Source organism: Streptomyces sp. NPDC050548 (assembly GCF_044457385.1).
Lineage (GTDB): Bacteria > Actinomycetota > Actinomycetes > Streptomycetales > Streptomycetaceae > Streptomyces.
Genome location: NZ_JBITGV010000030.1, coordinates 72804 through 94199, shown reverse-complemented (window position 1 = coordinate 94199; position 21396 = coordinate 72804). Strand labels below are relative to the sequence as shown.

Annotated in this window: 17 protein-coding genes and 3 pseudogenes; 8 read left to right on the top strand and 12 right to left on the bottom strand. The window is 70.2% G+C overall.

Going from position 1 to position 21396, the window contains the following annotated elements; all coding sequences use genetic code 11:
* Positions 1–88: 88 nt before the first annotated feature.
* Positions 89–901 carry a phytoene/squalene synthase family protein gene (locus ACIBJH_RS46255; RefSeq protein ID WP_399123041.1) on the bottom strand — a complete coding sequence of 271 codons (813 nt, stop codon included), beginning with the start codon at positions 899–901 and terminating at the stop codon, positions 89–91.
* Positions 902–1054: 153 nt separating this feature from the next.
* Positions 1055–2776 carry a cholesterol oxidase substrate-binding domain-containing protein gene (locus ACIBJH_RS46250; RefSeq protein ID WP_399123040.1) on the bottom strand — a complete coding sequence of 574 codons (1722 nt, stop codon included), beginning with the start codon at positions 2774–2776 and terminating at the stop codon, positions 1055–1057.
* Positions 2777–2912: 136 nt separating this feature from the next.
* Between ACIBJH_RS46250 and ACIBJH_RS46245 the strand changes: the two genes are divergently transcribed.
* Both ACIBJH_RS46245 and ACIBJH_RS46240 read left to right on the top strand, forming a co-directional pair.
* Entirely contained in the window at positions 2913–3896 is a 984-nt protein-coding gene (locus tag ACIBJH_RS46245; RefSeq protein ID WP_399123039.1) for an aldo/keto reductase, read from the top strand.
* Positions 3897–3942: 46 nt separating this feature from the next.
* Positions 3943–4428: a DUF6328 family protein gene (locus ACIBJH_RS46240; RefSeq protein ID WP_399123038.1), complete on the top strand. Its 486-nt coding sequence runs from the start codon at positions 3943–3945 to the stop codon at positions 4426–4428.
* On the opposite strand, the gene ACIBJH_RS46235 is transcribed toward ACIBJH_RS46240, so the two are convergent.
* The 4 genes from ACIBJH_RS46235 to ACIBJH_RS46220 form a co-directional block, all read right to left on the bottom strand.
* Complete coding sequence (locus tag ACIBJH_RS46235; protein WP_399123046.1) at positions 4361–5008, bottom strand: DUF2238 domain-containing protein; 648 nt, start codon at positions 5006–5008, stop codon at positions 4361–4363. The genes ACIBJH_RS46240 and ACIBJH_RS46235 overlap by 68 nt on opposite strands.
* A 111-nt stretch (positions 5009–5119) precedes the next feature.
* On the bottom strand, positions 5120–6142 hold the full coding sequence (locus ACIBJH_RS46230) for a hypothetical protein (RefSeq protein ID WP_399123045.1): 1023 nt from the start codon (positions 6140–6142) through the stop codon (positions 5120–5122).
* A 106-nt stretch (positions 6143–6248) separates the two neighbouring features.
* A complete protein-coding gene (locus tag ACIBJH_RS46225) occupies positions 6249–7895 on the bottom strand; it encodes a serine/threonine-protein kinase (RefSeq protein ID WP_399123037.1) in 1647 nt (548 codons plus the stop codon).
* Positions 7896–8183: 288 nt separating this feature from the next.
* On the bottom strand, positions 8184–8861 hold the full coding sequence (locus ACIBJH_RS46220; protein ID WP_399123035.1) for a TetR family transcriptional regulator: 678 nt from the start codon (positions 8859–8861) through the stop codon (positions 8184–8186).
* A gap of 136 nt (positions 8862–8997) precedes the next feature.
* Here ACIBJH_RS46220 and ACIBJH_RS46215 point away from each other — a divergent pair, with 136 nt between their 5' ends.
* The 6 genes and pseudogenes from ACIBJH_RS46215 to ACIBJH_RS46190 all read left to right on the top strand — a co-directional run bounded on the left by ACIBJH_RS46215 (position 8998) and on the right by ACIBJH_RS46190 (position 13998).
* Positions 8998–9834 (top strand): oxidoreductase, encoded by an 837-nt coding sequence (locus ACIBJH_RS46215; RefSeq protein ID WP_399123034.1) that lies wholly within the window; start codon positions 8998–9000, stop codon positions 9832–9834.
* Positions 9835–9875: 41 nt separating this feature from the next.
* The gene (locus ACIBJH_RS46210; RefSeq protein WP_399123033.1) at positions 9876–10910 is read left to right on the top strand and encodes a hypothetical protein; all 1035 of its coding nucleotides are present in this window, start codon (positions 9876–9878) and stop codon (positions 10908–10910) included.
* Positions 10911–11137: 227 nt separating this feature from the next.
* Positions 11138–11527 (top strand): annotated as a pseudogene (locus ACIBJH_RS46205) (lipocalin-like domain-containing protein); the annotation flags it as partial.
* A gap of 53 nt (positions 11528–11580) precedes the next feature.
* A pseudogene (locus ACIBJH_RS46200) lies at positions 11581–11937 on the top strand (lipocalin family protein); the annotation flags it as partial.
* Between the two features lie 24 nt (positions 11938–11961).
* Positions 11962–13372 (top strand): annotated as a pseudogene (locus tag ACIBJH_RS46195) (aldehyde dehydrogenase family protein).
* A gap of 29 nt (positions 13373–13401) precedes the next feature.
* Entirely contained in the window at positions 13402–13998 is a 597-nt protein-coding gene (locus tag ACIBJH_RS46190; RefSeq protein ID WP_399123032.1) for a DinB family protein, read from the top strand.
* An 80-nt stretch (positions 13999–14078) separates the two neighbouring features.
* Here the strand turns inward: ACIBJH_RS46190 and ACIBJH_RS46185 are convergent, their stop codons facing one another.
* The 6 genes from ACIBJH_RS46185 to ACIBJH_RS46160 all read right to left on the bottom strand — a co-directional run bounded on the left by ACIBJH_RS46185 (position 14079) and on the right by ACIBJH_RS46160 (position 21315).
* The gene (locus ACIBJH_RS46185; protein ID WP_399123031.1) at positions 14079–15785 is read right to left on the bottom strand and encodes a nitrate/nitrite transporter; all 1707 of its coding nucleotides are present in this window, start codon (positions 15783–15785) and stop codon (positions 14079–14081) included.
* Between the two features lie 181 nt (positions 15786–15966).
* Complete coding sequence (locus ACIBJH_RS46180) at positions 15967–16926, bottom strand: threonine/serine dehydratase (RefSeq protein ID WP_399123030.1); 960 nt, start codon at positions 16924–16926, stop codon at positions 15967–15969.
* Between the two features lie 82 nt (positions 16927–17008).
* Complete coding sequence (locus tag ACIBJH_RS46175; protein ID WP_399123029.1) at positions 17009–18037, bottom strand: polyprenyl synthetase family protein; 1029 nt, start codon at positions 18035–18037, stop codon at positions 17009–17011.
* On the bottom strand, positions 18034–19074 hold the full coding sequence (locus ACIBJH_RS46170) for a tetratricopeptide repeat protein (protein ID WP_399123028.1): 1041 nt from the start codon (positions 19072–19074) through the stop codon (positions 18034–18036). Before ACIBJH_RS46170 ends, ACIBJH_RS46175 begins: the two co-directional genes overlap by 4 nt.
* Before the next feature lie 174 nt (positions 19075–19248).
* Positions 19249–19926, bottom strand: a complete 678-nt coding sequence (locus tag ACIBJH_RS46165) for an AIM24 family protein (protein ID WP_399123027.1) — start codon at positions 19924–19926, stop codon at positions 19249–19251.
* 66 nt (positions 19927–19992) lie between these two features.
* A complete protein-coding gene (locus tag ACIBJH_RS46160; protein ID WP_399123026.1) occupies positions 19993–21315 on the bottom strand; it encodes a CAP domain-containing protein in 1323 nt (440 codons plus the stop codon).
* Positions 21316–21396 lie beyond the last annotated feature (81 nt).

Sequence of the window (21396 nt, the reverse complement as noted above, 5' to 3'; positions counted from 1 at the left end):
ACATCGCCCGCGACCTCACCATCTGGATGGCCACCCGCGACTTCCCCGGACGGCCAACCAGACAGGTCAGCGAGTTCTAAAACACGGCCTAGGCGTACCGGCGAGCCCTGCGGTACTGCCGGGCCAGGACCAGCAGCGTGGCGGACACCGACGGCCCGGTGTCGCGCAGCAGGACCTTGCCCCCTGCGCGTCGCACCGCGCCGAGCCGCAGTTCCTGGACGGCGAGCAAGGCGTCGAGGAACGGCTGGTGTTCCGCCGCGACGAGCGCGGGAAGCGCACGGCAGTCCACGAGCGTGGTCTCGGCGAGGTCGGCCTGCGCCCGGACCACCCGGTCCAGCGCGGGCACGCACACTTCCGACCCGCTCCGCAGATCCTCGAACTTCAGCCCGTGCCGGGCGAGTTCGTCCCGGGGGACGCCGATGCGGTCGTTCTCGGCGTCCTCGCGGAGGTCGGCGAGGAAGTCGCTGCGCTGCCAGCCCTCGATCAGATCCCGGCACCCCTGGACGAACGACTTGTACGTCTCGGGGTCGGCCGGCGCGAGCAGGGACGCGGTCAGCATCAGGGCGGGCAGCGAGTAACTGTCCACGTACGCCTGGAAGTCGGCCTCCGTCTCGAAGCCGGTCCAACTCGCCTCGACGGGAGCGCCGTCGAGGAAGGCCCGTACCCGGTCCGCCATGTCCGGGTGACGGCGAACGGTGTCCCAGAGCGCCAACAGGCCGTCCTGCTCGGGTGGTTCGCCGCTTTGCAGGGCCGCCGTGGTCTCGGCGTCCCAGGCGGCGAGGGCTGTCTCCCACGCGTCCACGTCACCGGTGTCGATCAGTTCGTCGGTCGTGTGCATATAGGCCACCGCGGCGACGACCGACGGATGCAGCTCCGCGGGCAGCAACAGCCGTACCGCCACGTACTCGTGCAGCGCGAACCTGCGGACGATCCCGCGCTGGGCGTCGTAGGCGCGCCGCAGTCGCGGGTCGGTGATGCCCGCCTTCGTCAGCGCGGTCGGCCAGCTGGTCGCAGCTCTCCCTGTGTCAAGATCACGGACACAGCCTACTGAGTGCTAACCGAACAGCCGGTCCAGGAAGGCGTTCCCGAACACCCCGTGCGGGTCGAGCCGGTCGAAGGTTCCGGCCGCCTGCCCCCACACCGACTCCCCGAACGAACCCGGGACCGCCGTCCCCAGCACCTCCTCGTCGCTCCACGCGGCCTGATCGGTGTACGCCCAGCCCTTCGACCACTCGACCCGGGTGCCGTCGAACGAGCGGAACAGGAACTGCTCCAACTCCCGCAGGAACTCCTCCGCGTACGGCGTCCCGGGCAGCGTCAGGACGTCCAGCCAGACGGCCGTGTCCCACTCGGTGTGCTCGGCGCTCGGCCGCAGCGCGGACAGCAACGGGGCGCGGGCACCGGTGAGTTCGGCGTCGGTCGGGTGGTCGAGGCCGGTGACTCTGATCTCGACGGTGCCGTTGACGGGGAACCGGCCGAGCGCGGCGTACGCGGCGAGCCGCTCCTGGTAGAACTCGGTGAACTCGTGCACCACGCGCTGCACTTGGGCGCGTGCGGTGAGCACCGCGTAACCGTTGGCGGTCTCCCGCAGTGTCGTCGGCCTGACGTAGAGCAGCGTGTTCTTCGACGGCCCCCAGATGTCCGCGGACAGGGTCGTCGTCAACCCCAGTGCGGCCACGTCGAGTTGGGCGTTGCCGAGCACCGGTGCCAGATACCACGCGCCGTCGGACAGGATCCGCCCGACGAGATCCGCGACCAGCGTCGGCACGTTGTCGGAGAACGGATAGTTGTACGGCGACGACACGCGCCGCGAGGTCAACGGCCTGGTCGGGGCGACGCTCCACACCTTCAGCCAGGGGAACTCGGTGAACGCGAACCAGATCGCCTCGGCCCGCCCCGCCTCGTCCAGGAAGCTCGCGAAGGTACGCCCGTCGGACCCGGGCGCCGCGAAGAGTTCGGTGGCCGGGATGTCCGTACGGCTCAGACAGCGCAGATTCGCGTTCGCCCCCACCCGCAGCACGACCTCGGTGACCAGTGAACGCCCCAGATGGGTGAGCAGCGCCGCGCAGTCCGCCTCGTCACGGGTGTAGGTCCGCAGGACGTACGCGACGGTGTCCGTGTCCCACACCACCGCCGTCAGCGACAGCACCAGATTGCTGAGCGACCCGAATGTGTGCCCGGCCGTCCGCTCCTCGCCCTTCGCGGGTACGGCCGTGCCGTGCGCGTCGATCGCCAGGGCACCGCCGAGCGTCAGATCGCCGGGCGCGGGCGCGGCGGTGAGACCGAGGCCGTGCCCCTCCAGGAACGTGAGCAGCGCCTCCAGGGTGACACCGGTGCCGGCCCGGACGGCCGAGGCGGAGTCGAGGGTCAGGCCGGTGAGGTGCGGGGCGGTGTCGACCAGCAGCACCGGCGCGTCGGAGGCCGTACCGGACTCGATCGTGAGCGGTGACCAGCCGTGCGAGGAGCCGCGGGCGCGGACCCGCCAGCCGTGCTGCCAGGCCCAGTTGACGACGGACACCACCTGGTCGGCGTCGGTCGGCGCGCAGGCCCACAGCCCGTCGGCGGTGATCTCGCCGACCCAGTTGCGGTACGCCGAGCGGTAGAGGTCGACCTCGGCCGGGAAGTCGGGCAGTTCGGCCGCGGCGAGAGCCGGATCGGCCGTCAGGAGGACGGGCACGGTGGCCAGGGCCGCCGCCGAGAGGAGGAAGCCGCGACGGGTCCAGGGAGCGGAACTGCCGTTCCCTGGTGGGAGGTTGTTCGCCACATGATCGGTCACGCGCACACGCTAGGCGGGAGTTGACAGGAGTAGGCAGCCTGTCGAAGCGGTTCACCCGTGTGAGTGAAAGATTCGCAGCCGGCGGCCCGGAGGATCCCGTTCCGCGGATGTCGGTGCCGGATGACAGACTGATGACATGGACGAACGTGTAATCGGCAGGTCGCAGCAGCAGGCATCCGTCGTCGGGCTCGGCACCTGGCAGCTGGGCGCCGACTGGGGAGACGTCGACGACAAGGAAGCCCTCGCCGTGCTGGAGGCGGCGGCCGAGTCGGGGGTGACCTTCTTCGACACGGCCGACGTGTACGGCGACGGGCGCAGTGAGCAGACCATCGCCACCTTCCTCGCCGGTCGGCCCGATCTGCATGTCCTGGTCGCGACGAAGATGGGCCGCCGCGTCGACCAGATCCCCGAGAACTACGTCCTCGACAACTTCCGCGCGTGGAACGACCGTTCGCGTCGCAACCTCGGCGTCGACCGCATCGACCTGGTGCAGCTGCACTGCCCGCCCACGCCGGTCTACTCCTCGGACGAGGTGTTCGACGCCCTCGACACCCTGGTCGCCGAGGAGCGCATCGCCCGGTACGGCGTGAGCGTGGAGACCTGCGAAGAGGCCCTCACCGCGATCGCCCGGCCGAACGTGACCAGCGTGCAGATCATCCTCAACGCGTTCCGCATGAAGCCCCTGCTCAAGGTGCTCCCGGCCGCCCAGGAGGCGGGCGTAGGCATCATCGCGCGCGTGCCCCTCGCCTCCGGTCTGCTGTCCGGGAAGTACACCAAGGACACGGTCTTCCCGGAGAACGACCACCGCACCTACAACCGCCACGGCGAGGCCTTCGACCAGGGCGAGACCTTCTCCGGCGTCGACTACACGACGGGCGTCGAGGCCGCCGCCGAGTTCTCCGCGCTGGCCCCCGAGGGATACACCCCGGCCCAGCTCGCCCTGCGCTGGATCATCGACCAGCCCGGTGTCACCACGGTCATCCCCGGCGCCCGCTCACCCGAACAGGCCCGCGCCAACGCGGCGGCGGCCGGGCTGCCCACCCTGTCCGAGGCCACGCTCACCGCGATCCGCGACCTCTATGACCGCCGGATCAAGGAGCAGGTGGAGGGCCGCTGGTAGCTCCTGGCGCTGTTTGAACGGTCGGCGGTCCGGTTACACGGACCGCATGACCCAGGAAGACCGGCGGACGGGACGCGACGAGACCGAGGACGAGAGAGCGGACCGGATGTGGGGCGAGCTCATCCAGGAGGTCAGGGTCGCGCAGACCGGCGTACAGATCCTGTTCGGGTTCCTCCTCACCGTCGTCTTCACCCCGAAGTACGACCAGCTGGAGCATGCCAACCAGGTCCTCTACGTCGTGACCGTCGTCCTCGGCGCCACCGCCACCGGAGCACTGATCGGCCCGGTCTCCCTGCACCGCCTGGTCTCCGGCCGGAGCGTGAAACCCCGGGCGGTGCGCTGGGCGTCCCGGCTGACCTTCGTCGGGCTCGTCCTGCTGCTCGCCACGATGACGGCCGCGCTGCTGCTGATCCTCCGGGTCGCCACCCACGACGGCTATGTGCCCTGGCTGGTCGCGGGCGTGGTCACCTGGTACCTGCTGTGCTGGATCGTGCTGCCCATGTGGGCGCGGCAGCGGCATACGACCCGATGACCCCGAGCCGCGCCAGCTGCCGGTCGTGGACCCGGCTGAGCAGCAGTACCGAGAGCGTGGCGCCGATCAAGGCGCAGAACATGTCCCACTGCGTGTCCCACACATCCCCCTGGGTGGCGAGGAAAGCGTCCGCGCTGTGGCCGCCGATCACGGCCGCCGCCCACTCGAACAGCTCGAAGAGGGCGCTGAAGGCGAGGCACGCGCACACGGTGAGCGGCGCCAGCCAGCGGCTGCCGCGCAGGGGCGAGGTGCGGATGAGCAACTCCCGTACCAGGAGCGCCGGTACGAAGCCCTGCATGAGGTGCCCGAAACGGTCGTAGGGGTTCCGGCTGAGCCCGAACGTGTCACGGACCCAGTCGCCGATCGGCACCTGCGCGTAGGTGTAGTGGCCGCCGACGGCGAGGACCAGCGCGTGCGCGGCGAGCAGGCAGCACAGGAGGCCGGTGAGGGGGAAGCGGCGCCAGGTCAGGACGATCACCGGGAGTCCGACGAAGACCCACACGGTCTCCAGGAACCAGGTCGTGCGGTCGTGCGGATGCCAGGCCGAGACGGCCATGCCTGCGATCACCAGCGCGACCATGGCGGCGGGCAGCCGGCGCCGCGGTGCGGAGGGAAGAACGGACACGATGGGGCTCCCTTGTCGTGGGGAGCCCCATCGTGTCCGAAGGGCGAAGCCGCTACATGAGTACGGCTACTCAGCCGGAGTGGTGCTCTTGCGCAGCGCGGTGAGGCAGCTGTCGATGGCCTGCTGGAGTTCCTCCAGACGCTTGACCATGTCGTCCTCGTAGAAGTCCTGGGCGTCGTCGAAGGTCAGCTCCTCGAACACCTTCGTGGCCTTCTGGAGGCTGCTGTAGAACTTCGTCCGCCGCTCCTGGACGCGCAGTTCGGGGTCGGCCTCCACTGTCTCGACGACCAGGTTCTTCATGGTGTCGTAGGCCTCGGTGGCCCACTCGCCGGTGTCCTCGCCCTCCTCCAGCTCGTCGAGCAGCGACAGGTGTCGCTCGGCCTCCTGGCGTACGTCGAGGGGCGCGTCGACGGTCTGGCCTGCGGGGGTCTTGATCTGGCCCGACTCGGCGATCTGGCGGACGTAGCCGATCCGGTCCGCCGAGCGGCTCTCCGTCGCGACGGCCTTCTTCAGGTCGTCGGTGCGGACCACGTCGCGGGCCAACTCGGCCTGCAGCTCGGGGTCTTCGCGCACCCGGTCGAGCAGCGCCTGCCGGGCGGCCCGCGCGGTGGACGGGTCGGCGAGGATCGCGGCGCGCAGCGCGGTCGGGTTCTCCGCGACCTCCAGCGCCTTGGTGGGGCGGATACCCTCCGCCTCGGCCGCCTCGGAGATGGCGGTGCCGCGCTCGGAGGTGGCGGAGGAACGGGAGACGTAGTAGTTCAACCACACGTCGGCGTCCGGGAGTTCGACCTCCTGGCCGGGGGCCAGTTCCTCGAAGTGCGGGACGAGACCGTCGTCCGCGGCCCGGTCCCAGGCCTTGTAGTAGCGCATGACGCGCTCGGGGGAGCAGTCGGCGAGTTCGGCGAACTCCTTCGCGGACACCTTCGGCGTCTCGTCCGCGCTCTGCCCGCCGGGCCGTACGCTGCGCGCCACCTTCAGGCCGAAGGCCCAGCCGCCGGTGCGGGCGTAGGCTCCGAACTCGTGCGCGTCCCGGGCGACGAGGCCGGCGTCGTCGAGGGCGGTGAAGGACGTCTCGGCCTGGTCGATCACTACGGTCAAGGCGGACTCTCCTGGGCTTGAGATGAGGCATGGTGCGAACAGGCAGCCTATATCCACCCATTGCCGCTGGTTTGAGTGCCCGGCCCTCGCGTCGCCGTCAGTTCGCCGACCGCTTGAAGGTCTTGAAGAAGGTCCCCAGCGCCTGACGGTTGGCCGCGTCGTTCCACTCGTCGGCGGGCGTCGTCCACCGTAGCGAGAAACTGCGCCCGCCGCCGATCAGGAAACCCCGCCCGAGCGTACGCACCCGGTCGTCGCCGGTGCCGGAGAACCACTCCAGGTCGGCCGCCTTGTCGCCCTGGTACGTCGTGGCGCTGATGTCGCCGATCTGCTGGAAGCCCTCGGTCTGCTTCAGCCCCGGCAGCACGTCGTCGCGCCAGATGGCGACCGGGTCCGGGCCCGCCTGAGTGCTGTAGGTCACGGCCAGCGTGCGCGGGTCGCCCGAGGCGCCGAAGGTGACGCGATAGGCGATGTCGCCCTCCTTCTGGGTGTCCACCACCTTCCAGCCCTTGGGGAGCGCGACGGAGAAGCCCTCCGGCGCCTTGAACACCCGGAAACCGGCGGGCAGCGCGGAGGCGGTGCGGGACGGGGACGCGCCGGCCGAGGGCGATGCGGAGGCGGCGGGGGAGGTGGGGGCCGTCGGTGAAGGCGTGGCGGAGGGGCTGTAGTTGTGACCGTCGACATTCTCGCCGGGAGTAGTGGCCGAGGCGGAGGCGGACGGGAGGGGCGAGGAGGGGGAGGTGGCCGACGAGGTCTGGGTGCCCGGGAGTTGGTGGGTGGCGGCGAGGACGGCGACCGTGACGGTGCCGACGGCCAGGGCGGTCCCGACGGCCATGCCCCGCCCGCTCCAGGTGGTGCCCGCGCCACGGAACGTGTCGTAGGCCCGCCGCAGTCGTGGCAGCGGGACGGGTTCGCGGTCCGCGTACGGGTCGTCGTGCAGGATGCGGGTCAGTGCCTCGCGGACCACCGGGCGGGTCATCCGCTCGCGGGAGCTCTTGCGCAGCAGCCCCTGGATCACCTGCGCCAGCGGTCCGGCGCGCGAAGGGCTGCGCATCGGGAGCCGGTCCACGCCCTTCAGGGTCGCCTCGGGGCGGCCCCGGTCCCGGAACGGCGGGTGTCCCTCGACCAGCGTGTAGAGGATCGCGCCCAGCGCCCACAGGTCGGCGGCCGGTCCGATGCGCTCGTCGCGGGCCTGTTCGGGGGAGGCGTACGAGGGCGCGGTGAGCCGGGGGACGAGGGTGGCGCCGGCGAGTCCGAAGCCGGTCAGGACGACGGTGCCCCGGTCCCGTACGAACACCTGGCCGGGGCTGAGTTCGCCGTGGGTGATGCCCTCGTTGTGCGCGGCCTCCAGGATGTCGAGCAGTTCGAGGCCGATGCGGGCCGCCCGTACATAGTGGAACGTGCCCTGCTGGGCGAGGAGTTGGCCGAGCGGTGTGCCGTCGATCCAGTCGGTGACGGTCCACAGGGTGCCGGCGTCCTCGACGGCGTCCATGACCTGGGCGACCCGGGTGGGAGCGAGCAGCACCATGATCTCGGAGGTGCGCATGATGGCGGCGGTGGTCCGGCGCGCGTTCTCCTCGTCCAGCGCGGCGGGCAGTGTCACCTGGGTGAGGAGGCACGGGCGTTCGGCGGCCATGTCCTCGCCGTACCAGGTGAGTCGGTTCGTCTCGCGATGCGCGACCTCCATGGGTCGGTATCTGCCGGCGACTGACTCGTGTACGGAGACGTGTGTCTCGACCATGGCCATCCCTCGCTGAAACCCCGGGCTCTCACCTTTCTCAGAAGTACGGCGGGTGTGATGGGGAAGTTCAAAGGAGGCCCAATTCCCTGGTGGTTCTTGTCTTTTATTCAATCGCGGCGGTGGGTGGGCGAGGAAATGCCGACGGGAATACGCCCGCCCCGACCTGGTGGTAACCACCGGTAACGAGCAACTTTCCCGCCGTTGGCGCCCTGACCAGGGCCACTTGCCTTGCCGGGGGAGATCCGTGCGCGCGGGGACTTCCAGCGGCTACCTGGTTGTTCCCGGGAGTTCAGATCAGCGGTCGGAACTGGTCAGCAGGCCGATCAGGTAGACCGTGAGGGAACGCTCAAGGGTCGCGGCGAAGGGCGTGCTGAGGAATACGAGACTCGGGTCGTTGGCGTAGGCGTCGCGTACGGCCGTCGCCGGATGGCTGTGCGTCCACAGTGCTCCCACGAGGACGATCGTCATGCTGGCCGCTTCGGCGGCCTCCCGGTCGCCGAGCTCGGGCAGGATCTCCCGCAGCATGGCCGCCAGACCGGCGAGTCCTTCGTGGGCCCCCCGCTTGTACCTCGCGGCCACCTCGGCGGAGACGTTGTGCTCAAGGATGCCGGCCTGGGCACTGAGCAGTTCGCAGAGCATCCTCCGGGACGCGAACGACGACGCCAGACCCGATGCCACCGACTCGGCTCGCGCGGTCGGGGAAGCCGTGCGGTCGACGCAGGCCGGCAGCTGATCGACCACCTCGGTCAGGAAGTCCCGGGTCAGGCTCTCCAGGAGTTCCAGGAGGACGGCCTCCCGCGACTCGAAGTAGCGCATGACATTGGACTTCGCCAGGCCCACGCGGCGGCTCAGCTCATTGAGGCTCAGGGCGGACACCGGCATCTCGCTGAGCATGGTCGCCGCGGTTTCCAGGATGGTCCGGCGGCGGACTTCGCGCTGCTCCTCGGTTCTGGCGCGCTGGAACGTATTCATGGACATATGTTACAGACCTCCGGTCCCTTGCGTAGAGACCGAAGGTCTCTTATGCTCGAAGAGCCCGCCGGTCTGTTAAGTGGCGTCGGGTCGGCCGAACGTCGGGTCCTACGAGTTCTGAGAGCGGGAGTCAGCAATGACGAAGAAGGTAGCCCTGGTCACCGGTGCCTCCTCGGGCATCGGCGAGTCTGCCGCCCGACAGCTTGAGCAGGCCGGCTTCGTCGTCTACGGCGCGGCCCGGCGCACCGAGCGGATGAGCGGCCTGGCGGCGTCGGGTGTACGAACGCTCGCACTCGACGTCACCAGCGAGACCTCGGCCGGGAAGGCGGTCGCCGAGATCATCGCGGCCGAGGGACGCATCGACGTTCTCGTCAACAACGCCGGCTACGGCTCCTACGGCGCGCTGGAGGACGTATCCATGGAGGAGGCCCGCGCACAGATCGAGGTGAATGTGTTCGGCCTGGCGCGGCTGACCCAGCTGGTTCTTCCGCACATGCGCGCCCAGCGCGGCGGCACCATCGTGAACATCAGCTCCATGGGCGGCCGGTTCGCCACGCCCATGGGGGCCTGGTACCACGCCAGCAAGTACGCGGTCGAAGGCCTCAGTGACGCGCTGCGCCTGGAAGCCAAGCGGTTCGGCATCGACGTCGTACTCATCGAGCCCGGGTCCATCCGGACCGAGTGGGGCGCGATCGCGGCCGGCAAGCTGCGTGCCACCTCCGGCCACGGGCCGTACGCCGAACAGGCCGACGCGATGGCCAAGTCCCTTGAGCGCAGCTCGCGGCCCGGCGCCCGCATGACCTCACCCGCCACCGTCATCGGCAAGGCCGTGGCCACGGCGGCGACCGCCCGTCGCCCGCGCACCCGCTACCGCGTCGGATTCGGAGCGCGCCCTCTCATCCTCCTCAACAGGCTGCTGCCGGACCGCACTTTCGACGCGCTCATCAAACGCTCGTCAGGGGTACCGGCCTGAAACCCCCGACCTGAAACCAACTCCGAAGAGAAGGCAAGACCATGCCCGAAACCACCAGCCCCCGCCCCAAGGCCCTCATCGTCCTGTCGTCGGCACGTCGGCTCCCGCTGAGCGCGCCCGCCGGCCACCCCGGGATACCGACCGGGTTCTTCCTCGTCGAACTCGCCGCCGTCATGGCGGAGTTCGAGAAGGACTACGACTTCATCCTGGCCACGCCGGACGGCGAGCTGCCGCAGTTGGACGTCAACGGACTGGCTCTCAACTTCCACGCCGCCGCAGGCCTCGGCCCCGCCACCGCCCGCACCACCATTCAGACCGGAGTCGAGCGGTTCGGCCCCGAGAAGCTGCGCGAGAAGAACCCGGACCTCCTCAAGCGCCGCGAGAGCGAACTCGCCCTCGCCCAGCGGCTCCTGGGCCGCATCCCGGTCTCCGAGCCGCTCCCCAGGACGGACGCAGAGGCCATCTCCGTCCGGGCCGATGTCGTCGCCGGCTTCGAGGCATCGCCGCAGCGCGAGTACCTGTCCATCCAGCAGCTCGTCGAACGGCACCGCGACCCCGCCTCCGACTTCTCGCTCGCGGACCTGGCCTTCGTGCACATGCCCGGCGGACACGCCCCGATGGTCGACTTCAACGACAACCCGTGGATGGGCGAGTTGCTCAACACACTCCGCGAGGTCGACGTCCCGATCTCTCTCATCTGCCACGCCCCGGTGGGCCTGACCTCGGCGCGGTACCGGGTCGACGCCGACGGGAAAGTCACGACCGATCCCGACCACGCCTTCAAGGGCGCACGGATCACCACGGTCCCCAAGTACGGCGAGAAGGTGATGCTCGCGTCCGGGTATCCGAAGGTGCCCGGCGAGCGCACGCGCCTGACCTACTACGTCGACGTGGCCCTCAAGGAGGCCGGTTATGACGTCAGCCTCACCCTCAACCCCTCGGCCGCCAAGGTGGTCTGGGACGCCGAGCACTCCCTGCTGACCGGCAACGGACCCCAGGCCGTGGACGAGCAGGCCGCCCGTCTGGCCGAGATCGTGCGCGGGCGGCTGCGCAACTCCCCTGCGATCACCCGCTAGTTGTGCCCGGCCATCACGTGGAGAGCTGAGAGGAGACATCCGATGCGCACACCGAACCGGGTCCACGGACGCAGGACGATGGCGGTCGCCCTCGTGGGAGTCGGCATCGCAGGCTTCGTCGCACTTCCCGCGGCGGCCAACGCCGAGAGCGGCCACGCACACACCATGTCGAGGGAGGTGTCCGGGCCCGGTCCGAGCGCCGACCCCGGCTTCCCACCTTCGTACACATGCCCGCCGACCAGGCGGCACACCCGAACGCCACGCAGGAATGGTGGTACACCGTCGGCCACATCCGGGCCGGCGGGCACAAGTACGGCTACGAGGTGCAGCTCACCCGCAGGGGCACCACCCAGATCTCCATCACGGACGAGGAGAGCGGGGCGTACACCTCGGAGCAGAAGGCCTTCAAACCCGGCCGGTTCAGCACGTCCGCGAGCGCACTCGATGTGCGGATGCCGAACGCGTCGCTGTCCGGCCCGCTCGACGCCATGCACCTGAAGGCGGAACTGCCCGGGGGCAAAGGGACGTTGGACCTCAAGCTGAAGGCCGCAGGACCCACGCTCTACAACAACGGGACCGGCCTGTTTCCCTTCCTGGACGACACCAGTTACTACTACTCGCTCCCCAACTTGCGGACCACCGGCACCCTCACACTGGACGGCTCGACAACGGTCAAGTCCTCAACCTGTGGGACCTGTTCGACGACAAGGGAGAGAAGCACTGGGCCACCGTGCTCAGTCCCGACGGTACCCACCGCGTCGTATCGGTCGATCCGCTCGCCCCGCGGGCCACCCGCTTCGAGACCAGCCCCACGACCGGCCGGCGCTACGCCGGCAAGTGGACCGTCACGATCCCCGCCCTGAACACCCAACTGGTCGTGACGGCCAGGCCCGTGCTCCAGGAGATCCAGGCCGACCAGCCGTTCACACCGGGAATCAACGAGGCCGACTCAGCGGCGCGCGGCACCTACCAGGGGCGACCGGTGACGGGGGACGCGTACGTCGAGCAGTTCGGCGTCTGGAAGTAGGACGCCACAAGAACGGAGAACGTCATGAGCACCACCGTCCCGCAGTTCGAGCACTGGATCGACGGCCACCCGGTGCCACCCGCCTCGGGCCGCCACCTCGACTCCACCAGCCCCCACGACGGCGAACTCGTGTCCCGCATCGCCGACGGCTCCGCCGAGGACGTCGAACGGGCCGTCACCGCCGCCCACCGGGCCCAGCCCGCCTGGGGGCGTACGACCACCACGGAGCGCTCCCGGGTCCTCACCTCCATCGCGGCCGGCATCCACGAGAGCGCGGCAAACTGCCCGTGCCCGCCCGCATGGAACTGCTCATCGCCGCCGACTACTTCGAGTACTACGGCTCCATCGTGCGCACCCTCGCCGGCGACACGATCGACCAGGGCCCGCGGAACCTGACGTACACCCGGCACGAGCCCTACGGCGTCGTCGCCGTCATCACTCCATGGAACGGCCCCTCAACCAGGGCTCCCGCGGCATCGCACCCACGCTGGCGGCCGGCAACACGGTCGTGCTCAAGCCGAGCGAATTCACCTCGACGACTTCGCTGGAACTGGGCCGGATCGCCGCGGACGCCGGACTGCCCGACGGCGTCCTCAACATCGTCACCGGACTCGGGTCCACCGTCGGCGTCCCGCTGGTCTCGCACCCCCTCGTCCGCCGGATCGGCTTCACCGGTTCGGTCGCCACCGGCCGGGCGATCGGGCGGATCGCCGCCGAGCGCGTCATTCCGGTGGGCCTCGAACTGGGCGGCAAGAGCCCGATCCTGGTCTTCGCCGACGCCGACCTCGACGCCGCCGCGAGGGCCGCGGCGATGGCCGTCCTCATCAACTCCGGGCAGGTCTGCTCCGCGACCACCCGGCTGCTGGTCGAGCGCGGTGTGCAGGACGAGCTGGTAGGTCGTATCGGCGCGATCCTGGACGGCAAGCGGCCCGGTGAGGACTTCGGCCCGATCGTCACGTCCCCCCAGTTCGACAAGGTGCTCGGCATGCTGGCCACCGCACGGCAGGAGGGCGCCCACGCCGCCGTCGGCGGGCACACGTACGAGGACGGGGTGCCCGAGCGCGGGCTCCATGTCCAGCCGACCGTCCTCACCGACGTCAAGCCCGACATGCAAGTGGCCCGGGAGGAGGTCTTCGGACCGGTGCTGGTCGCCATGCCGTTCGACACCGAGGACGAGGCCGTCACCCTGGCCAACGCCACCGAGTACGGCCTGGCCGCCGCCGTGTGGAGCGGGGACGCCGCCCGGGGAATGGCCCTCGCCCATCGCATCGAGGCCGGCCAAGTCGCCGTCAACGGCGGGGTGATGGGCGTCGAGACACCGTTCGGCGGCTACAAGACGAGCGGTATCGGCCGGGAGAAGGGCATCGCGGCCCTCTACGAGTACACCCAGCTCAAGACGGTCGGGGTCACCTTGCCGGAGCACGGCGCGAAGTGATGTCAGTGCCGGGTGGGAGACTGCCCCGCATGATCGAACCGAGCCCGAAAGCGGACCTTCTCAGGTACCTGCAAGAAGCGCGTGACGCCCTGGTGTGGAAGCTCGACGGCCTCTCGGAGTACGACATCCGCCGTCCGCTGACGCCCACGGGCACCAACCTGTTGGGGCTGGTCAAGCACGTCGCGAGCATCGAGCTGGGCTACCTCGGCGACACGTTCGGGCGACCGTTCTTCGACGGGCGGCCGCCGTCCTGGTGGTACACCGAGGAGTCGGAGCCCAACTCGGACATGTGGGCCACCGCGGACGAATCACGGGAACACATCGTCCGTCTGTACCGCCAGGCCTGGGAGCACTCCGACAGCACGATCGCGACGCTGCCGCTCGACGCGGTCGGCCATGTTCCGTGGTGGCCGGAGGAACGCCGAGAGGCGACGCTGCACCACATCGTGGTGCGCGTGATCGCCGATACTCAGCGGCATGCCGGTCACGCCGACATCCTGCGGGAGTTCCTCGACGGATCCGTGGGATATCTGCAGGGCAAGGACAACATGCCACCGGAGGATCAGGCGTGGTGGGAGGACTACCGGAGCCGACTGGAGCGCGTGGCACGGGAGGCCGACGGCTGACTTGACCGGTCACCGATCCGCCGCGGCGGAGCTGTCACGCTCACGCCGCAGCGACGGTCGGTGCTGCGGTCGCGATCCGGTCAGGCCTCGCTCACCACGAGCGCCGCCAGTTCGCGGTCGACGGCGTCCTGGTGGGCCTGCGCATCCTCGCGCGCCTTCTTCGGGCTCCAGCGGCCGGCCATCACGAACACGAAGGGCAGGAAGAGGACTTGGCCGCCGACGCAGATCCACCACCAGGTGCGCCATTCGCCGGGACCGTTCTTCGCGGCCTTCTGCACCTCCGGGCCGTACTCCTTGAGCACCTTGAGCTGCGGCTGTGCCTTCTGTACGACGGCCAGGTCCGCGGGGCCGACCTCCTTGACCGCGCGGGCGGCGAGGTCGGCGGGTGTGGTGGTCGGGGTGTACTTGCCCAGTTCGGCGAAGAGTTGGGGGTGCGCGTCAACGATGGCCAGCGCCGGGGCGGCCTGCTTCTGTGCCGCCGCGACCTCGGCGCCGTGCTCGACGAGCGGGGTGACCGACGTGACGAGCACCGGGATGAACGCCGCCGACACGGCGACCACGATCCGTACCGTCCAGCCCCAGACCGCGAGGCCGGCGGCGGTCGCGGCCGGATTGCGCTTCTCCACGGTCTCGGTGAAGCTCGCCATCCAGGGGGCGTAGGCGATTCCGCTGAAGACGCCGATCGCGACGAACAGCCAGGCGAAGGTGTAGTAGCCGGTCGTCGGGTGGGTGGCCAGGGAGGCGAAGAACGCGGTCGCCACCACGGCGCCGATCCCGCCGACGATCATGAAGGGCTTGCGCACCAGCAACCGGTCCGAGAGCAGGCCCGCCACGATCAGCGCCAGGGCGTTCGCGGCCCAGTACCAGTTGGCCAGGCCGTTGGTGCGCTGCTCGCTGTAGCCGAAGGTGGTCGAGAAGTAGACGACGAAATTGCCGACGGCGGCGTAGTAGAGGAGCAGGAAGACCGCGATCGCGAAGGCGGAGCCGAGGATGTCCAGGCGCAGCATCTGCCGCCACTCGCCGCGCCGTACCGCCTCGGTGTCGAGTCCCTTGGCGCGGGCTTCGACCAGGGCCCGGTCCCGCAGGCTCACCATGATCTGGTCGCGCAGCCCGGGCGACAGCTCGCGCAGCGCGAAGAGGGCGACGACGAACACGATCAGCCCGGCCGCCCCGGAGTACCGCACCTCGTCCTGCCAGGAGGCGGAGTCGAGGGTGCTGCTGGTCACCGAGGTGACGACCAGGCTGCCGATGACCGGGCCCATCGTCCAGTAGCCCATCGCGGTGGCGCGGCCGAGCTGCGGTGAGAAGTCCCGTATCAGCGCCGGAGTCGCGACCAGCACGATGCCCTCGATGACGCTCACGACGGCGAACAGCACCAAGTACGTCGTCTTGTCGCCCGCGTCGGGGAGTCCGAAGAAGACCAGGAGCGCGGCGATCAGCAGTCCGTAGACCACGAGGTTCGCCCGTCCCCAGCGGTCCGCGAGACCGGCCACGAGGGAGGCGAAGGCCCCGAACGCGTTGCCTATGACCGAGACCCACACGAAGTAGCGGTAGGTCATGTCGAAGTGCGTGATGATCGACGTCGCCACCGCGTACTGGATGTAGAGCATGTAGTAGAGCACGACGGTCGTGACCACCACGATCGCCAGATACGACATGCGTCGCCCGGTGGCCGGATACGCCGCCAGGTCGCGGCGGTACAGCCCGGTGAGCGAGCCGCGAGAGTCGGCGCCGGACGTGTCGGTACCTGGGTTACTCGTGTCAAGAGGTGCGGAAGCGGAAGACATACGACTCCCTTTGAAGCTGCCGGGGACAGGGTGAGCGGCGGGAGGGTGGGGGTCCTTCCGTTCGGCGGAGCGTAGTACCGACTAGTCGGTATGACTAGATGTGCGACAAGCCTTCGCGCACGGGGTCGCGAACGGGACCCTTCATGCGGGAAGGCTTGTCGCACATGCCGGCAACGGCAGGTCAGCGCAGCCCGAAGCGCTCCGACCAGTCCGCGATCTCCCCGGCCGTCGCGTTGCCCCCGCACACCACAAGGCCCAGCCGCGCGCCGTCGCCGACCCGCTCAAGGACCTGCCGGGCGACGGGCAGCAGACAGCCCGCGGCGGGCTCGGTCCACACCTTGCCGTGCTCGGCCAGGTCGAGGCAGCCCCGCACCGCGTCCCGGTCGGAGACGGTCAACACCTCGGTGACCAGGGCCGACACATGGTCGTACGTCAACTGCGACACGGCCGGCGCGCTGAGCGTGGTCACGATCGAGGACGGGGTGACCGACACCGGGCCACCGGCCGCGAGCGCCGCGGACATCGCCTCGGCACCCTCGGTCTCCACACCCCAGACCCGGATCCCGGGCCGCCGGGCGTGCAGCGCGGCGGCGACCCCGGCGATCAGCCCACCGCCGCCGATGCTGACCAGCACGTCGGTGAGTTCACCGGCGTCGTCCGCGAACTCCAGCCCCACGGTGCCCTGTCCGGCGATCACCACCGGGTCGTCGAACGGGTGGACCAGGGTCAGCCCCTCGTCCCGCAACCTGTTCACCAGCGCGAACGCACTCGGCATGTCGTCGGTCAGCCGTAGCGACGCGCCCGCCGCCTCCACCAGCGCGACGGACCGAGCCGGCGCCGAACGCGGCATCACCACCGTGGCCTTCACGTCCAGCGCCGCCGCCATGACGGCGAGCGCGATCCCGTGATTGCCGCCGCTGACCGCCACCACCCCGGCCGCCAACTCGGCCTCCCCGAGCGACAGCAGCTTCGCCGTGGCACCGCGGGCCTTGAAGGAACCCGTGCGCTGCAACAGTTCCAGCTTCGTCGTGACCGGGACGCCGAGCAGTTCCGAGAGGCCGGGGCTCTCCACGGTCGGGGTGTGTACGACGTGGCCGGCGATCCGCTCGGCGGCGGCTTCGATGTCCGAGATGCCGATCAAGGCAGTCATCCTCCCGGCACGGGGCAAGGTGGTCCGTGCCGCCTCGACCCTGACCCGGAAAGGACGTGCAGGTCAACACGTTTCAGAGATCGCGGCGCACCAGGAACTCCAGCAGGGACCGCAGCTCGTCCGCAGGCCCGGCCGCCAGGGGAACACCGGCGAGAGCCGTCTCCGCGGCGGCGATGTGCCGACGGGCCTCCGCCAGCGTCGCCGCGCGGCCACCTGCCTCCTCGATCAGCGCGGCGGTCACGGCGGGGTCGGCACCCGATTCCAGCAGTGCGGCGAGGTGCCGGGCGCCGGGGGCGGAGAGCGCGGTCAGCACCGGGAAGGTCTTCTTGCGCTCCCGGAGATCACCGTGCACGGGCTTGCCGGTCACCGCCGGGTCGCCCCAGATCCCCAGGACGTCGTCGACCAGCTGGAAGGCGATGCCCAGATGCCGTCCCGCCCGGTCCAGCGCGGCGACGGTCGCCGGGGGCGCCCCGCCGAGCACGGCACCGAGCGCGGCCGAACAACCCAGCAGCGCACCGGTCTTGCCCTCGGCCATCGCCCGGTACTCGTCGGGACGCACCCGCTCCGGACCCGTCCAGGGACGTGCCGCGAACAGCAGGTCGTCCGCCTGTCCGTGCACCAGGTCGCCGAGCGCCGTGGACAGCAGGCGCAACCCGCCCGCGCCGCCGGACGCCGTGGCGAGCGTCTCCACGGCCAGCGCGAACAGGGCGTCGCCCGCGAGAACGGCCGGTCCCGTGCCGTAGGCCTTCCACACCGTACGGCGGCGGCGCCTGGTCTCGTCGCCATCCATGATGTCGTCGTGCAGCAGCGAGAAGGTGTGCACCAGCTCCACCGCCACGGCGGCGGCGATCCCGGCCCGCGCCGGCGCACCGGCGGCTTCCGCGCCGAGTACGGCGAGGGCCTGCCGTACGCCCTTGCCGCCCGGCGCGACGACGGGCCTACCGCCCACCTCGCACCAGCCGAACGAGTAGGCCGCCATCTCGCCCAGCCACGGATGCAGCCGCCCGACCGCCTCCTTCAGCGCGGGGTGCACCAACTCGCGGCAGCGGTCGAGGACTTGGGGTGCGGTCGGTGCCGCTACGACCGAGGGGAGCGCCGTCACCGTGCGACCTCCACCGTGATGCCCAGCTCGTCCTGCGCCCGGGCCACCATCTCGCGCGCGTGTCGCAGCCCTATGTGTTCCAACACCCGGGCCAGATCGGCAAGTTCGGCCGCTGTCTCGGCGCGGTCGCGGCCCAGGCGGGCCAGCGACTTGGCCAGGCCGAGCCGTGAGAGTGCCTCGCCGCGCGGCTCGCTCATCGCGCGGAACTCGGCGAGCGCCTGCTCGTAGAGGTCCCGTGCCTCGGCGTAACGCCCGGCGCGGTACAGGACGTTGCCGCGCATCTTGTGGTTGTACGCGAGCGCGCTGGACAGATTCATGGCGCGACAGCTCTTCTCGGCCTCGGACAGCAGACCGAGTGCCCGCTCGGGGTCCTGGTCACGCACCGAGACGATGTCGGCGAGTCCGCGCAGCGCCCAGGCGTGCCCGCGCCGGTCGTCGGCGCCCGCCGCGATCTCGGCCGCCTCCTCGAACATCGCGTACGCCGTGTCGTAGGAACCCCTGTTGCGATGGATCTGCGCGATGCCCTCCAGCGCCCATACCGTGTGCCGGGCCTCGCCGCGCCTGCGGGCCTCGGCCAGCAGCTGTTCGTGCAGCCGCGCCACGGCCTCGTAGTCGCCCTGGATGCGGCCGGTCTCGGCGAGGCCCGCCAGTGAGTATCCCCGTACGACGATGTCGCCGCCGCGCTCGCCGAGTTCGGCCGCGAGCCCGAGCAGCCGCCGGGCCAGCGGGAAGGCGCCGCGCTGCCGGGCCAGGGTGCCACCGCTCCACAGGGCCCAGGCCATCGCGGCCGTGTCCCCGGCCGCGCGGGCCGCGCGGTAACTCGCCTTCCACGCCCGGTCCGCCTCCCGCACCTGCCCGAGCCGCCGGTGCGCCTCGGCGACCGCGAGCCCCGAGCGGGCCGCCTCGCCGCGCTGCCCCGACCGCTCGGCCGCCGCCAACTGCTCGGTGCCGGCGGCCAGTACGTCGACCAGTGAGGAGTTCACGGACAGGGCGGTGAGGGCGCCCTGGTACTCCGGAGCGAATGCCTTGCCGTACATCGATGCCTTTCGGTCTGTATACACCGCATGTAGACACTGTGTGTATACATGGTGTGTATAGAGCGTCGAAAATCAGCCCTGGCCGTGGGGGCCAGGGCGTCATCTGCTGTTGCGGATCAAGACGTCGATGCGGACGGCGAGGTTGCCTGTGCGACGCAGATCACTCGCCGGACGTCAGTGCTGCTGCGCCTTCTGCGGAGTCACCTCGCTGGGCCGTACGACGACGAACCCCTGTCCCTGGAGCATGAGTTGGACGGCCTCGCCGGAACCGCCCCGCAGCATCGACCCGATGGACTGCGAACGGTGCAGTGACGTCTGGAGGTTGGCCGACCAGCCGACCACCGCGTCCGTGTCGACGAACACCGGGTACTGCGGCGAGACGGGTATGACCAGCGGGTTGCCCTCGCAGACCAGACCCAGCTTGCCCTGCCCGGTGAAGACGCTGTTGAACAGGCCGCCACCCGCGATGCCGGACCCCTTCACCGTCTTGATCGCGTACGACAACGAGGCGTCGAAACACAGGACGTTGCGGCCGTTGACGGTGAACTCGTCGCCGGGGTCGATCTCGACCACGAAACAGTTCTGCGCCTCGTGCGCGAACCAGGCCTCGCCCTGGCCGCGCACCGCCATCAGCGGCAGGCCCTCACCGGTGACCGCGCGCTTGAGCATGCCGCCCACGCCCTGGCCCTTGCGCTCGAACTGGAGGTTGCCGCGGTAGGCGATCATCGCCCCCTGGCGGGCGAGCATCTCGCCGTTGACCGCGTACTTGATGCACTTGGCGTTCTCTACGGTCATGCCCGGTGCGGTGGCCGGCTGCACCATGTGCTCACTGGAAAACAGATCACCCTTCATACGGGCATCCTGACCCGGAAGATCTCATTCCGCCAAGATCGTGGAAGGCTCGACCTCGCCGGACGGTCAGGCGCCGAAGAGTTGCGTCCAGTACGTCCCCATCTGTCCGCCGCCCGCGAAGCCGATGCCTATGTGGGTGAAGTCCGGCTTGAGGATGTTGGCGCGGTGGCCGGGGCTGTTCATCCAGCCCTCCACGACCTCGGCGGGGGAGCGCTGACCGCAGGCGATGTTCTCGCCGATGGTGCGCCTGCGTGAGCCCGCGGCGGCGGCCCGGTCCCAGGGCTGGGAGCCGTCGGGGGAGGTGTGCGAGTAGAAGGCCCGGGCCACCATGTCCGTGCTGTGCGCCTGCGCGGCGGCGGTGAGCAGCGGGTCCACGGCGAGTGGAGACAGCCCGGCCCTCGTCCGCTCCCTGTTCGTCAACTCGACTACTTTCACCGCTGTTTGGGCCAGGTTGCCCATGGCGATCGGTGTCGCCCACAACGCCGTCCAGAAGACGTCACCGGAGCGGGGATCGACGGCTTGGGCGAGTCCCACATGGGTGAAGGCCTGCTCCAGCAGCGTGTGTCGGGCCTGTTCGGTGCGGAGACAGTAGTCGACGAACTCCGCGGGGGTGCGCGGACCGGAGACCAGGTGTTCGCCAACGGTGAGATAGGCGTATCCGGCGTGGGTCACGCGCTGGTACACCGAGGTGCCGTCACGGCCCTCGGTGCTGAGGTGCCCTGCGGAGGCCATGCCGGAGACATGGGCCTGCGCGGCCGACGCGAGACGGGAATCGAGCACGACGGGTGGTGAACCGGCCTTGGCACGGGCCGAGTTGACCAGGTCGAGGAAGCCGGTCGGGTCGGGCGCCGGGGAGTTGGGGGAGTCCCCACCTCGTGCGGCGCCGACAGGGGTGGGACCGGGAGCCGTGTCCTCGACGATGTCCACGCCGAAGTCCCGCGCGATGCCCGCGAGTCCGTCGGCGTACCCCTGCCCCAGTGCGCGCAGCTTCCAGCCCGTGCCGCGGCGGTAGAGCTCGGCGAGGAGCAGGACGGTCTCCCGCTGGGGGCGGGCCGGGGTGAAACGGGCGAGGGGACGGCGGCCCGCGTCCGCGACATGCAAGGTGGGTGCGGGGAGCCGGCCCAGCGGTGTGCCGGGGTCGGCGGGGCTGATGACGACGGTGACCCGGGCGGCACCGGCGCGGAGGCGGGCCGGGTCGACGGTCAGGGTGTCGCCCTGGAGGCGGGCTCCGGTCACGGCCGGCTGGTTGTAGAACACGAAGTCCGCGTCACCGCCGACCTTGCCGCTCTCGTCCGTGATCAACGCCGACACGTCGAACGGGCCGGGCACCCGCAGGGTCATGGCACCGCCCGGGAGGGGCAGATTGCCGCCCGGCACCAGCTCGTTCATGGCACCGCCCTCGCTGTCCGTGTCCGGGGGAGTGCCCGGTGGGGGAGTTCGTCCTCCACTCAACGTCCCGTCACGGCAGGA

Bases quoted from the DNA above. Each gene is read 5' to 3' on its own strand.
- ACIBJH_RS46220 (WP_399123035.1), bottom strand. From the start codon at position 8,861: ATGAATACGTTCCAGCGCGCCAGAACCGAGGAGCAGCGCGAAGTCCGC.
- ACIBJH_RS46165 (WP_399123027.1), bottom strand. From the start codon at position 19,926: ATGAAGGGTGATCTGTTTTCCAGTGAGCACATGGTGCAGCCGGCCACC.
- ACIBJH_RS46190 (WP_399123032.1), top strand. From the start codon at position 13,402: ATGATCGAACCGAGCCCGAAAGCGGACCTTCTCAGGTACCTGCAAGAA.
- ACIBJH_RS46210 (WP_399123033.1), top strand. From the start codon at position 9,876: ATGCCCGAAACCACCAGCCCCCGCCCCAAGGCCCTCATCGTCCTGTCG.
- ACIBJH_RS46215 (WP_399123034.1), top strand. From the start codon at position 8,998: ATGACGAAGAAGGTAGCCCTGGTCACCGGTGCCTCCTCGGGCATCGGC.
- ACIBJH_RS46245 (WP_399123039.1), top strand. From the start codon at position 2,913: ATGGACGAACGTGTAATCGGCAGGTCGCAGCAGCAGGCATCCGTCGTC.
- ACIBJH_RS46235 (WP_399123046.1), bottom strand. From the start codon at position 5,008: ATGGTCGCGCTGGTGATCGCAGGCATGGCCGTCTCGGCCTGGCATCCG.
- ACIBJH_RS46185 (WP_399123031.1), bottom strand. From the start codon at position 15,785: ATGTCTTCCGCTTCCGCACCTCTTGACACGAGTAACCCAGGTACCGAC.
- ACIBJH_RS46225 (WP_399123037.1), bottom strand. From the start codon at position 7,895: ATGGCCATGGTCGAGACACACGTCTCCGTACACGAGTCAGTCGCCGGC.
- ACIBJH_RS46240 (WP_399123038.1), top strand. From the start codon at position 3,943: ATGACCCAGGAAGACCGGCGGACGGGACGCGACGAGACCGAGGACGAG.
- ACIBJH_RS46170 (WP_399123028.1), bottom strand. From the start codon at position 19,074: ATGTACGGCAAGGCATTCGCTCCGGAGTACCAGGGCGCCCTCACCGCC.
- ACIBJH_RS46160 (WP_399123026.1), bottom strand. From the start codon at position 21,315: ATGAACGAGCTGGTGCCGGGCGGCAATCTGCCCCTCCCGGGCGGTGCC.